Consider the following 12,108-nt stretch of genomic DNA (forward strand, 5'->3'; position numbering starts at 1 on the left):
ACTGAAGAAGTTATGTCCTTTCCAATTTTAATAACCGGGGCCGGACAACGTATAGGTCTTGCCCTTGCCCAGCATTTTGTAGCTGAGCAGCACGATGTCATTATTACCTACCGTACTCGGCACAATGCAGTAGATGAGTTAGCGGCGCAAGGTGTTACTTGTATTCAAGCAGATTTTAGTGACGATGAAAGCATTGTGCACTTTATCAATGAGTTACGAGTCCATACGCCAAAGTTACGCGCTATTATTCATAACGCATCAAGTTGGGATAGTGAGAGTAAAAACGACGACTACGCAGCCTTGTTCGATAATATGATGCGTATTCATGCCAAGGTACCTTACCTTATCAACCAACATTGCCAAGACATGCTCGAGCACAGCGATGGCTATGGCGACATTATTCATTTAACCGACTTTGTGGTCGAGACAGGCAGTGCCAAACACCTTGCCTACGCAGCCAGCAAAGCGGCATTGGATAATTTAACTAAGTCATTTGCAGCCAAGTACGCACCACATATCAAAGTGAACGCTGTTGCCCCTTCGCTGATTATTTTTAACGAGGGCGACAGTGAACAGTATAAACACAAGACATTACAAAAATCCCTCATGGGCATTGAACCTGGGTGTCGAGAAATTATTAATGCTGTCGAGCTTCTGCTAACCAGCGACTATATAACCGGACGCAGCTTAGCCGTTGATGGCGGCCGTCATCTAAAGTAATTGAGAACATTATGCACGACGAATTAAAACAAAGTTACCAACAATTAATCTCCGCCGTTGGCGAAGACCCACAACGCGAAGGCCTACTAGATACCCCCAAGCGTGCAGCCAAAGCCATGGAGTACCTAACTCAAGGCTACCGTCAGACATTAGCAGAAATCACCAATAATGCGGTGTTTACCTCTGATGCTGATGACATGGTCCTGATCCAAGATATAGAGCTTTACTCAATGTGTGAGCATCACCTGTTACCCTTTGTCGGCAAAGCACATATTGCTTACATTCCCGACGGGAAAGTCTTAGGGCTTTCGAAGTTTGCCCGTATCGTTGATATGTTTGCCCGTCGCTTCCAAATCCAAGAGCAATTGACTCATCAAATCGCTCAAGCAGTTGAGGAAGTCACTGGCGCCAAAGGCGTTGGCGTGATCGTTGAAGCTAAGCACATGTGTATGATGATGCGTGGGGTCGAAAAGCAAAACTCTAAAATGCGTACGTCAGTTATGCTTGGTAATTTCCGGACTGATCCGAAAACGCGCAATGAATTTCTGCAGCTAGTGAAGAATTAGGACACACCATGACCAACGCCATTATCAATGTTACTAATCTCCGGCTAAGAACCTATATTGGGTTCAACCCCGAAGAACGGGAAAAAAAGCAAGATGTTGTGATTAATATCGAGATCCACTATCCGGCAGATAAGGCGTGTACCAGTGATGAGGTGCAAGAGGCACTCAACTATAAGACTGTCACCAAGGAAGTGATCGCACTGGTAGAGCAAGGACAGTTTTTACTTTTAGAAAAGCTAGTCGCGGATATCTTAGCGCTCTGCCACCAGCACCCTAGTGTGCATTACGCTAAAGTACGGGTGGACAAGCCACATGCGTTGCGATTTGCCGACTCTGTATCGTTGACCTTGGATTGGCACGCTTAGCTGTCTAGCTATGATTAAGCACTCGCATTAATTGGCGAGTGCTTCCCCCCCGCCATACAATGACTGTATGCCAAGAGCCATCAATATAACCACCCAATACCGCACGCCTTTACCGATACTGACAATAGCAACAAACAGCCAAAACCGGACCCGAAAGATACCACCTATCACGGTGAGTGGATCGCCAATCACCGGCAGCCATGCGAAAAATAGGCTATACACACCGTAACGATGAAAACGGCGTGTCGCTTTTTCCATCGCTGCGGCTGAGACCGGAAACCACTTTTTGTGCTGAAAGCGTGTAACTTGGGTCCCCAAGGCATAATTGACACAGCTACCAAGAACATTCCCAAGTGTTGCAAACAACCATAACAACACTAGGTGATAGCCCCCTTGCGTCACCATCGCAGTAAGTACCAATTCCGATGAGCTAGGTAGGAGCGTTGCCGACACAAAGGCGGTTAAAAATAAACTAAAATAGGCCAGCAAAACGCTCCTGTATTGCTATTTTGTATGTCTAATGCTTATAAAAACTTAATACACAGCGGATACTTAAACTCTTTGCCTTCGTAGGCTTTGATGCTAGCAATAATCACCATTACGAACGAGAAAATGGCGACTAAAGGCAGTAGCACAACCCCAATAGCCACAAAAATAAGTAAGAAGCAGACGATGAAAGCAATAAGCATCGTTAGCTGAAAGTTCAATGACGCGCGGCCATGACGGTCAACCACTTCCATCTCATCTTTTTTCACCAACCAGACAATCAACGGGCCAATGATAGATCCAAATGGCACTATAAAACCCGCGAGTGCGGCTAAGTGACACAGCATCGCCATGGTTTTCTCATCATTGCTTTGCTTGTTGTTATTGTTTGCCGGTGGCGGGGTGTCATTCTTCTCTGGTAATACGGGTTCCATATTCTCTCCTGCTTTATGGGTTTGGTATTCAGATTCGCAGGTTTTCTTGCTTGTGTCTAGATACCCGCTCAGTATTAATAACAAACCAGGTGCGTATAAGTTGGCTCTGTGAGGACAGCCTAAGCATTGGTATTACGGCGTATTAGCGCTAGACTAGGGCTCTTGTAATATCATCGTCGGAGTTAACGTGGGTACTGAAGTTGTTAATATTTTAACCATGGCAAAGGTCATTCAAACAGCCGTCGCTCCGGTATTTCTAATCACAGGGATTGCGGCCACCCTTGGGGTACTATCAAACCGCTTGGCGCGGATCACCGACCGTGCTCGTGCCTTGGAGAGAAAACTAAAAATCAGCAGCGATGAAGAGTTTAATCGCTCACTAGCAACAGAGCTGCGCGCCCTGTTAAAGCGTGCGCGTTGTATTCATATCGCTTTTAGTTTCAGTGTGCTCAGCGCCACCTTAGTGAGTGCTGTCGTTATGCTGTTGTTTATGGCAAATATCCAAGCCATTAACCTTGGTACTGCTATTGCTGGGTGTTTTATGGTCGCGATGCTGCTGCTTATATTGGCATTTATCGCGTTATTAGGAGAAGTCTTTTTAGCGACTAGAAGTATGCGCAGGGGCATGATATTCGCAGACATTGATCTCGGAGAATAACCACAATTGCACATACCTTCAGCGTTTAGTAGGACTTATTAGTCATTGCAGCGATTATTAGCACACTTGCTCTTGTGTTCACTGCCCTGCTTAGGTAAAAAGAAGGTTGTTTTACGAAAAGGGGCAAATGGAATGAAACTAAAAACATTATTGGCGGCGACTCTGATCGCCACATCGGGTTCAGCACTAGCAAACTCCGTGTTCGAGAAGCCGGAAGATGCGATTGAGTATCGGCAGTCGGTCTTTTCATTGATCCGGGTGCAAATTGGTGACATGGGCGACATGCTTAAGGGTAAGGTTCCTTTTGACGCAGCACGCTTTCAACAACGCGCAGATAACGCTGCAGCGCTATCACAAATGCCTTGGGAAGCGTTCACTGCGGGCTCAGATCAGGGTAATACCGATGCCTTAGCAGCCATCTGGGAAGACAAGGCCACCTTTGATAAAAAAGCCAACTCCTTTGCGCAATATGCCCAAGAACTTGCTGTTGCTGCTAAAAGTGGTGATAAAAAGCAAATCGCTCCTGCTTTTAAAAACTGGGCGAAAGGCTGTAAAGATTGCCACAAGTCATTTAAAGACTAAACAAACCCGCTCATGGCGGTATCAACCAGTATGAAGCTCAAGCTGATTACCATGTTGGAACACCTATAAAAAACGGCGCCTTCAGGCGCCGTTTTTATGTCCATAGCTCAACGAACTAGCTGCGACGACGACGCAACCACATAAGTGGTGCCATCAGTAGCGCTAGCCACCCTAATGAGCCCGAGCTAGTGCTCTTCTTCACAGGAACTTGAGGCTGTGGTTCTGGTTGCTCAGATGCTTCATCAGCTAGGTTAGTGACATTGACCATCACCGTTGCCGTGTTAGAAATATTGCCGCTGGTATCTGTGGCAACAACTTCAAACATTACCTGTTCAAGGCCACTGTCGTAATCAAGCTGTTCGGCATTGGCCACAACGACCTCACCATCGCTGTTGATATCAACGGCGGTCGAGCTTGAGCTCACAACAATAAACTCTGAAATAGCGCCAGCAAAGGTCGCATTTCGCTCAGCGGTAAGTGTACCAATAACCGTACCTTGTTCGGTGTTTTCATCTACCGAGAACTGCGCATCGGCCAAACTAGGCGCCACTTGCATATCATTGCGCGGTGAGGTGACAACGGCTTTGGCACCATTGGTAGATAGAATAGTGAAGTTAGCATCAGCAAATAAGAACTGTGCACTTTCCCCAGGAGCAATACTCTGTACTTCATCACCCTGAGCATCTACTGCCATTGCCACAATTTGTGCAGGTGCGAAGTTATAGTTACCTTGAGCAGTATCAACGGCGTTACTGCCACCTGTTGGGAAATTATCAGGTGCGGTTCTGAAACGTACCGTAGCATTGACATTGCCCAAGTCCGCCGCAGTCAGACCATAATCACCAATACAGTTTTGCAGTGTTACGTAGTTAGTCGCACTGTCGAAGTACAAGTTGCTCAGATTACCGCTTAGTTGACCATAAGGCGTTGTAAAGGTAATAGGTGTAGGTGTCGGACCATCAAACAGTGAGTAGTTTAGCGAGTGGGCTGTGACATCCCAGCGGCCATCACCATCCATATCAAAGTCTGCGGCGAAGCCACCCATATCAGCGTGGGCTACAGGCTGGTCAACAACCAAAGTTGTAAATACGCCATATCCTGATTCACAGAACGAGGCTGGTACAGCCAATGTCTCGACACTGCCAGCTACAATATCTAAACGACCACCATCACCCACTGTGTCTGTTACTGTATTTTCAACAATCACCGGTGTGAGCTCCGCAGCACCTTGGTTGTGCAATGTATAAACGACACCTTGCTCACCTTTTTCGGCGCTGATCACAGGTTTTGCCGCTGCGCGTGGAAGCACATGATAAACCAAGTGCAAGGCCTGTTCACCGCCTTCACTAAAGACCAACGCACCATCTAGCTCTGAGTCAGTCAGCAACTCAGTCGCTGCTAGGGTGTCAATATTGCTGCCACTTAGCTGCCACTCTGGCAATGTTGTGGGGTCAATAGTCATTGCCACTTCAAACTCGACGGATTGGCCCGCCGGAATAGTCACTGAAGTGGGATACTCAGCCATTAAGCTGCCGCGTTCAACATCGTCTGCAAAACGCTGCTCTAAACTGAGCTCATACGTCTTAGCGCTGCTTGAGAAGTTTTTAACTACCACGGTTTTAGTCATCGTGGTTGTTTCACTTAAGCTTTGCAGTCCGAATGACAGCGCAGCTTGGTGCGTGTCTTTTGCCCACGCCGCTACCGGTAGGTTCGCAGCCTTTTCTACGTCAACCAAACCAGAGCCAATGGCGCTAATCGGTGCCATTGCTGCGTTTTCATCAAGCGCACGTGGGGTGACGGTAACATCAAGGTTTGCTGCGTTCATCAGGGTTGCTTTAAGTTCCATCGCGTTGCGCTCTGGTAAAGCCTCTTTAAGCATACTGATAGCACCAGCAGTAATTGGGCCTGAGAATGACGTGCCTGTTGCTCCTGAAAGCCCTGTGCCTGTGCCAGGCTCGGCGGTCATGATATTAACACCGGGGGCAGTGATCTCAGGTTTTAATAGGCCGCTGACCGAAGGTCCACGAGAGGTGAAATCGGCCATTGCACCAGGTGTTGCCACTAACTCAGAGGAAATATTGAAGCTAGCGCCGCCTTTCAATTGCGCCCCAGTGGCAAAAGTAACCCCGACTGATGGAATACTCACTGCTTCGTCAAATCCGCCCATAGGCGCAGGCGTGCCATCATCAACGTTATTGGCGATAATAACAAAAGCAGCACCCTTAGTTTGGGCAGCCAGTACTTTATCAGTGAAGTTACAGCCACCACGGTCCACCACTACAGCCTTGCCTGTAAAATCAACACCTTCAGCAAAAGGCTCACAAGCGGTTTGGTTGGCATCTGGATAAACCAGCTCAATGTCATCGCTGCTAAAGCTGAACGCACCTGGGCCAAAATTGGCGCCCTGAATAACAGCTTCTTCGCCTGCCACTGTGCCTTCAGCCACACGAGTCTCATCCGTTGGGTGAGTCATGGCTCCCACGGAAAGTGCATTTTCAGTAGTGCTTGGGCCACCAACGATAAATGGATATGCGCCATCGTTGCCGGCAGAGATAACCACACTTGTACCTAACTTGGCGGCGCGATTAATAAATAAGCCTACCGCGTCTTCCGCAAGGTCACCGTAGTCGCCACCTAAAGACATGTTAACTACATCAACACGGTCTTCAATATCCATGTCGCCATTGGGGTCCATCGCTGATTCTAGCGCCAGTAATTGTGCAAGCCCTGGACAGCCACCGCCACACACCGAATACACAAACAATTCTACATTAGGTGCAATCCCCGTTACCGAGTGTGAAACATGTGTACCGTGACTTGTGCCGAAGTCAATCGGATCGGCATCATCATTAAAGTAGTCATAACCGCCTTTAACAATACCTTGCGGCCAAGTTACCGTCGTGGGATCAGCAGTGGCTGCGTCATAAGCCGCTTGCGTACCCTCACCACCAAATACTGCGTGGGTATAATCAATGCCGGTATCAAGCACTGCCACTCGAACTCCTTCACCAGTCGCGATTTGGCTCTCAACTAAGGGCGTTGCTTTGATGTAATCAGCACTATCAGCAACATTAAGCTCATAGTCGTAAACCGGGTAGATTTCTTTCACATCCTCGTGCGCCAGCACTTTTCTCACTTCAGACTCATCGCCGTTAACAACAAGCGCATTAACCAGCTTAGTGGTGCGTGTGATCACATTGAGGTTTAAATCGGCGCTTTGAATATTACTTAATACGCGCTCTTGCGCTTGCGAGATATGCGCACTTTGCGTGGCTTGCTGATCTTTGCTTACTGAAAACATCGGCTCACTGTTAAGCTCAATAAGCCAAGATACAGCACGTTTGTTCTGTTTTTTAATGTCGCCAAGTTGGCGCTCAATTTTGCTTTGATGCTGCGGTGTAAAAATTTTATTCTGTGGTTCTAGCTCTGAAGCTGCGACTTGAGTGCTAAGCAGGGCAGACGACACGCCCAGTGCTAATGCACTCAATTTGAGTTTATTTGAAGCCATAATTTTCCTCTGAAAGACATCATTATTGTTGTTGTTCAATTGCAACTATAATGAAAACAAAAAGAGGGGCAAGATTAAATTAATGTAAAATTATTATAAGTAAGTTGGAAAGCGGGCTATGCCCGCTCAATGGACCTCATGAATATGTAACAAAGTATGTTTTAAATAAGACTTACGAGCGGCTCGTAACCCCAAGTACATAACAGCGCAGCCAGTATAGCTGCAAAAACCACGAACGCAGGCCAAGCAGGCTTGACTACCGCTGTTTCTTGCAATGCATTATTGCGACCGGTGATCATCGCTGGTACCAGTCTTTTACCTTTCAATGCATAAATCACAATAGCAGCAATATGCAAAGCAATGGCGGCTAGGATAAAGTCAAAGTTTTGATGGTGCACGGACGAGGCCCACTCAACCCAATCGTAAGATACATATTGGACTAAAGGACCATCGGTAAGAATGTCGTCTGTGGTCATCAATCCGCTGAGCAGTTGCACCAATAACAGTGCAAAAAATAGCAACACCATATAGCTGCCCGCCGCATTATGCCCGGCCACTTGTTCGCTTTGTCTTAGCGCCCTAAACACGGCTTTGGGTGAGTGTAATAACTTGTGCAAACGGGCACTTTCGCTACCAAAAAGCCCCCACAATAAACGAGTCGCAAGCAATGCTAAGGTAATGTAGGCGAGCACAAAGTGTAACTCCATCGCGCCCTCCTCCGCAGAGAAATAGAGGCCAGCAATACACAGCACTAAACTCCAATGAAAAAAGCGTATAAACCCATCCCAAACTTTCATTTTTGACTCCTTAACTTGGCAATATTGCGATTATGCCAAACTCTGTGTCATGCTGCGTGCTTGATCGTAAAAAACTTTGCTTATGTCTGCTGTTACAAACGCTAAAAACCGAACCCGCTTACATCGACTGGCCTTTATCAAAGGTCAGCTCGATATGTTACCGTTAAACTTAGCGGTTTTACCTTGGGGGCTATTGTGTGGCTCGTTAGCGATGCAAAACGGCTTCAGCGCCTGGGAAACACAATTGATGTCGTTGTTGGTCTTTGCCGGCTCGGCGCAACTGGTGGCCATCGAGCTTATCGCTGATCATACGCCACTGCTGACACTGCTGTTTACGACCTTCATTATTAGCTCTCGCCACTTTCTCTATGGTCTGGCAGTACGCCAAAAGGTGATTAGCCAACCGCTGCGCTGGCGCTTGCCCGTCAGCTTCGTGTTAACCGACGAGTTATTCGCCTTTTCCCACCACCGCAAGGCATATCAAACGAAAACACGCCTTATTTATGCGCTCAGCGCTGGCTTTAGCTTTTATGTGGCCTGGAATATATGGACTCTATTGGGCATCTTGGCAGGCCAACTATTACCCGATTTAACCAATTTAGGCTTAGACTTTGCCATCGCCACTACTTTTATTGCCTTGGTTGTGCCCACCATAAAAAACAAAGCAACCTTAGCCTGCGTGGTGATCACCGGGATTTGCGCCGCCACTTTCAAAGCTTGGGGGCTGGAACTCTGGTTGGTACTTAGCGCCCTAAGTGGTATGACGGTGGGCTACATGGTCAGTAAGGATAGCTAATGATACTGACGACCATAGTGCTTATGGCATGTATCACCTTTGCCAGCCGTTACCTGTTTTTACATCGCGCCTTACCCTTTCGGGTCGGGCCCAAATTGCAGCGCTTTTTAAGCTTCAGTGCGCCGGCGGTACTGACCGCTATTTGGGTGCCCATTGTCCTCCTTCCTGAGGGGCAGTGGCATATTAGTTATCGCAATCCTTATTTACTGGCCGCCGTACTGGCCATTATTGTTGCTTATCGCAGTAAAAGTATCTATCTCACTACCTTAGTAGGGATGGCTGCTTATTTTCTGCTGCGCTGAAAAACAAAAAAGGGGCTTTCGCCCCTTCCTAACTTTACTCGTTGAGGTAATCGTCAAAATCATCGTAGCCGAGATTTTTCCGCAGCTTACGCTGCTCTAGATAATCATCGAGCTTCTTTTTGACCTTGCGCTTACGACGGTCATGTTGGTTACGCCCCATCGCTTCGTATTCATCTTCAACAAATTCGTCATCTAACGCATCATAGGAATATGTTTTACCCACAATACACTCCAGTTAATTACAATCATTGTGCGCGGCTCAAGCTTAGCTCCACCACGACCAAGAGCCTACGCCCTTAAAATGAATAAATAGCTGCAAATGGCAAAACTGGAAAGTGAGATTTTTTTATCGTTTCAACAAATATCTTTTATTGACGATGATCATCAATGTGCGACTTTCACCAACATCTTGTTAAAAACGACTAAAAGTTAGCTTTTTTTAAACCTCTAGCAAAAATCTGCTCGTTATTAATGCATAACCTATTGTTTATTATAGAGTAATAATTTTGGCACCGAATTTGTAATGTATCTCTCGTAACAACAATCAACGGGAATAAAGACAATGAAAACGACAGCAGCCCTTCTTTTTGCATCCATGACGGTAACCACAAGCGCACTGGCACACGAGCAAAAGCCAGATAACCTCTCATTTGGTTCACAACAGTGCGATATTGAGTTTAAAAGTGATATTCGTATCAACCCTGAACGCATACAAATCACCAATGTCGATAATCAACACATGGTATACGATGGTCAGCAGCTGCTCGTTGATGGTGAAGTTATGCCTCTGACTGCAGCTCAGCAGCAAGCACTGGATAATTACTCTCAGCAACTACGTAGTTACGTCCCTGAAGTTGCTCAGATTGCCCTTGATGGCGTGAAAATAGCCGGTGTGGCCATTGAAGAAGTGAGTGCAGCGTTTGGCATTGAGCATAATGACGCATTGCAGCAGGTCGTGGATAATATTGGCAATAATATCGAGCATAGCTTTTATCAAAATGGCGAGTTTGTGATGGGCAAACAAAGCTTTGATGAGCTAGGTGAAGATATTGAGCAACAATTCGATGAAAACTTTGAACAAGCCGTTGAACAGGCAATGGTGCAATCAATAGGCAGCGTGCTGATGGCCTTGGGCTCACAAATGGTCAGCTCAGGTGGCGACATGGACGAGTTCGAGCAGCGCATGGAAAGAATGGGTGAGCAAATTGAACAGCGTGTTGAGCTTCAAGCTGCCAATATCGAGCAGCGCGCAGATGCCCTGTGCCATTCATTCTCAGAGCTGGCCGAGCAAGAGGCCCAACTGGTGAGCATGGTCCCAGAACTAAGTGACTTCCAGCTTTTAATTACTAAATAGTCGGAATAATCACCCCTTTCGCACTTGCTGGCAGAGCGCTCCCAACCGCGCTACTGCCACTTCCACTTTATCGCTCCAAGGAATACCATAACTCAGGCGCACACATTGACGGTATTTATCGGTAGCGCTAAATATTGAGCCCGGTGTAATGCTGATCCCCGCGTCCAACGCCAAATGAAAAAGTTCAATCACATCGTATTGGCTAGGTAACTGCAGCCACAATACACAGCCGCCCTTGGGATTAGTCATCCGCGTTTTTTCCGGAAAATGCTGTAACACCAGCGCCCGCATGCGCTCCTTGTTCAAAGCTAGGCGCTGGCGTAGTGTACGTAAGTTTTTGTCGTAATCGCCACTACTCATAAACTCGTACAGGGTCCACTGATTCATCAATGATGATGAACAGCTAATCGCCCGCTTTAAGCGCCGCGCTTGCGCTGCATACTTACCGGCAATCATCCACCCGACGCGATAACTCGGCGCCGCTGTTTTGGAAAGCGATGAGCAGGTGATCACTTGCCCTTTGCGAGAAAAGTATTGCGCCGGTTTAGCATGACTATGTTCATACGCCAATTCACCATACACATCATCCTCAATAAGCACCGCCCCTCGCTCCTCAATCATGCGCACCAGTTGCTGACGGCGCTCATCGGACATTTGCGAGCCCAAGGGGTTGCTAATTGTGGTAGAGAAAATACAGGCTTTGATATCGTGCTCTGCGAAGGCACGCGCCAAATCATCTGCACAGACACCTTCTTCCGGGCACATTGGGATCTCTATGGCTTTCAGTCCCAAACTTTCAATCATCTCAATGATGCCGAAGTAACAGGGCGATTCGATAGCGACAATATCACCCATTTGCGTAACGCATTGCAGCGCAATGTTTAATGCTTCTTGCGCGCCATTGGTAATAACGAGCTCGTCACTATTCACACCGATGGCAAAATCTAAATATCGACCAATGATTTCTTTTTTTAGCGGTGCAAAGCCATCCAGTGGGCCATAGTTAATCGCTTGGTCGCCGGCTGCGTTCATGACCTTGCGCATAGTTCGGCTCAGTACTTTATCGGTGGCACTCACCGCCACCGGGTTGGCGATCCCCAGCGGGATCACACCGGGCTGATGTAAACCATCGAAAACCTGTTCAATTAATGCCTGCTTGTTAACTGCCACGGGCGAGCGCGCCAATCGCGAGCGCTTTGGCTGGCTGCACGGGAGCACCGCCGCATTTAAGTAAAACCCAGACTTTTCGCGGGCGCTAACCACCCCTTGACGTTCTAACTCCTGATACGCTTGCTGTACCGTAGGAATGCTAACCGAGAGCTTCTGCGCCATGGCCCGCAGCGAGGGAAGTTTTTCCCCTGCATTTAAGGTGCCGTGTTGCTGCATATCTTTAATCAGGTCGACAACTTGCTGATAAAGATAAACAGCGCGCTGCTTATTAATCGTCCGCGACATAATCTGTATAGGTATCAAAATCACTTTTCTGTGTATGTACAGTATACAGAATCACTTTAAAATACCACTTTTTACGATCACGAGA

14 protein-coding genes are annotated in these 12,108 nt (G+C 47.3%); 8 read left to right on the top strand and 6 right to left on the bottom strand.

All coding sequences use genetic code 11. The annotated features are described in order from the left end of the window. Positions 1-12: 12 nt before the first annotated feature. Genes folM through folX form a run of 3 tightly spaced genes read left to right on the top strand, consistent with a single transcriptional unit; the run spans position 13 to position 1,651 of the window. On the top strand, positions 13-720 hold the full coding sequence (gene folM, locus MHM95_RS16640) for a dihydromonapterin reductase (RefSeq protein ID WP_022944984.1): 708 nt from the start codon (positions 13-15) through the stop codon (positions 718-720). 11 nt (positions 721-731) lie between these two features. Further along, the gene (gene folE / locus MHM95_RS16645) at positions 732-1,286 is read left to right on the top strand and encodes a GTP cyclohydrolase I FolE (protein ID WP_022944983.1); all 555 of its coding nucleotides are present in this window, start codon (positions 732-734) and stop codon (positions 1,284-1,286) included. Positions 1,287-1,294: 8 nt separating this feature from the next. Continuing rightward, positions 1,295-1,651, top strand: coding sequence for a dihydroneopterin triphosphate 2'-epimerase (folX, locus tag MHM95_RS16650; RefSeq protein ID WP_022944982.1), 357 nt, complete (start codon positions 1,295-1,297; stop codon positions 1,649-1,651). Positions 1,652-1,678: 27 nt separating this feature from the next. Here the strand turns inward: folX and MHM95_RS16655 are convergent, their stop codons facing one another. Next, positions 1,679-2,137, bottom strand: a complete 459-nt coding sequence (locus tag MHM95_RS16655; RefSeq protein WP_026111116.1) for a YqaA family protein — start codon at positions 2,135-2,137, stop codon at positions 1,679-1,681. 38 nt (positions 2,138-2,175) lie between these two features. After that, the gene (locus tag MHM95_RS16660) at positions 2,176-2,490 is read right to left on the bottom strand and encodes a DUF4870 domain-containing protein (RefSeq protein WP_045979475.1); all 315 of its coding nucleotides are present in this window, start codon (positions 2,488-2,490) and stop codon (positions 2,176-2,178) included. A gap of 268 nt (positions 2,491-2,758) precedes the next feature. On the opposite strand from MHM95_RS16660, the gene MHM95_RS16665 reads away from it, so the two are divergent. Both MHM95_RS16665 and MHM95_RS16670 read left to right on the top strand, forming a co-directional pair. Continuing rightward, a complete protein-coding gene (locus MHM95_RS16665; protein WP_022944979.1) occupies positions 2,759-3,229 on the top strand; it encodes a DUF2721 domain-containing protein in 471 nt (156 codons plus the stop codon). A 132-nt stretch (positions 3,230-3,361) separates the two neighbouring features. After that, positions 3,362-3,811, top strand: coding sequence for a cytochrome c (locus tag MHM95_RS16670; RefSeq protein ID WP_045979403.1), 450 nt, complete (start codon positions 3,362-3,364; stop codon positions 3,809-3,811). Between the two features lie 115 nt (positions 3,812-3,926). On the opposite strand, the gene MHM95_RS16675 is transcribed toward MHM95_RS16670, so the two are convergent. Together MHM95_RS16675 and MHM95_RS16680 are read right to left on the bottom strand one after the other, a co-directional pair. Then, entirely contained in the window at positions 3,927-7,319 is a 3,393-nt protein-coding gene (locus MHM95_RS16675; protein WP_239385830.1) for a S8 family serine peptidase, read from the bottom strand. 161 nt (positions 7,320-7,480) lie between these two features. Further along, positions 7,481-8,116 carry a cytochrome b/b6 domain-containing protein gene (locus MHM95_RS16680; protein WP_151173622.1) on the bottom strand — a complete coding sequence of 212 codons (636 nt, stop codon included), beginning with the start codon at positions 8,114-8,116 and terminating at the stop codon, positions 7,481-7,483. An 82-nt stretch (positions 8,117-8,198) separates the two neighbouring features. Here MHM95_RS16680 and MHM95_RS16685 point away from each other — a divergent pair, with 82 nt between their 5' ends. Beyond that, positions 8,199-8,912: an AzlC family ABC transporter permease gene (locus tag MHM95_RS16685; protein WP_239385831.1), complete on the top strand. Its 714-nt coding sequence runs from the start codon at positions 8,199-8,201 to the stop codon at positions 8,910-8,912. 2 nt (positions 8,913-8,914) lie between these two features. After that, positions 8,915-9,214 (top strand): AzlD domain-containing protein, encoded by a 300-nt coding sequence (locus MHM95_RS16690; protein WP_026111113.1) that lies wholly within the window; start codon positions 8,915-8,917, stop codon positions 9,212-9,214. 34 nt (positions 9,215-9,248) lie between these two features. Here MHM95_RS16690 and MHM95_RS16695 read toward each other — a convergent pair whose 3' ends face one another. After that, complete coding sequence (locus MHM95_RS16695) at positions 9,249-9,437, bottom strand: hypothetical protein (protein ID WP_022944972.1); 189 nt, start codon at positions 9,435-9,437, stop codon at positions 9,249-9,251. Positions 9,438-9,776: 339 nt separating this feature from the next. On the opposite strand from MHM95_RS16695, the gene MHM95_RS16700 reads away from it, so the two are divergent. Continuing rightward, on the top strand, positions 9,777-10,568 hold the full coding sequence (locus MHM95_RS16700) for a YggN family protein (protein ID WP_045979407.1): 792 nt from the start codon (positions 9,777-9,779) through the stop codon (positions 10,566-10,568). Between the two features lie 9 nt (positions 10,569-10,577). Here MHM95_RS16700 and MHM95_RS16705 read toward each other — a convergent pair whose 3' ends face one another. After that, complete coding sequence (locus MHM95_RS16705; RefSeq protein ID WP_045979408.1) at positions 10,578-12,023, bottom strand: PLP-dependent aminotransferase family protein; 1,446 nt, start codon at positions 12,021-12,023, stop codon at positions 10,578-10,580. Between the last annotated feature and the right edge of the window lie 85 nt (positions 12,024-12,108).

Origin of the sequence: Pseudoalteromonas sp. CnMc7-15 (assembly GCF_022347925.1) — a bacterium.
GTDB lineage: Bacteria > Pseudomonadota > Gammaproteobacteria > Enterobacterales > Alteromonadaceae > Pseudoalteromonas > Pseudoalteromonas ruthenica.

Excerpts from the sequence above, each read along its gene's own strand:
- MHM95_RS16680 (WP_151173622.1), bottom strand. The coding sequence starts at position 8,116 with ATGAAAGTTTGGGATGGGTTTATACGCTTTTTTCATTGGAGTTTAGTG.
- MHM95_RS16705 (WP_045979408.1), bottom strand. The coding sequence starts at position 12,023 with ATGTCGCGGACGATTAATAAGCAGCGCGCTGTTTATCTTTATCAGCAA.
- MHM95_RS16700 (WP_045979407.1), top strand. The coding sequence starts at position 9,777 with ATGAAAACGACAGCAGCCCTTCTTTTTGCATCCATGACGGTAACCACA.
- MHM95_RS16675 (WP_239385830.1), bottom strand. The coding sequence starts at position 7,319 with ATGGCTTCAAATAAACTCAAATTGAGTGCATTAGCACTGGGCGTGTCG.
- folM (WP_022944984.1), top strand. The coding sequence starts at position 13 with ATGTCCTTTCCAATTTTAATAACCGGGGCCGGACAACGTATAGGTCTT.
- folX (WP_022944982.1), top strand. The coding sequence starts at position 1,295 with ATGACCAACGCCATTATCAATGTTACTAATCTCCGGCTAAGAACCTAT.
- MHM95_RS16660 (WP_045979475.1), bottom strand. The coding sequence starts at position 2,490 with ATGGCGATGCTGTGTCACTTAGCCGCACTCGCGGGTTTTATAGTGCCA.
- MHM95_RS16685 (WP_239385831.1), top strand. The coding sequence starts at position 8,199 with ATGTCTGCTGTTACAAACGCTAAAAACCGAACCCGCTTACATCGACTG.
- folE (WP_022944983.1), top strand. The coding sequence starts at position 732 with ATGCACGACGAATTAAAACAAAGTTACCAACAATTAATCTCCGCCGTT.
- MHM95_RS16670 (WP_045979403.1), top strand. The coding sequence starts at position 3,362 with ATGAAACTAAAAACATTATTGGCGGCGACTCTGATCGCCACATCGGGT.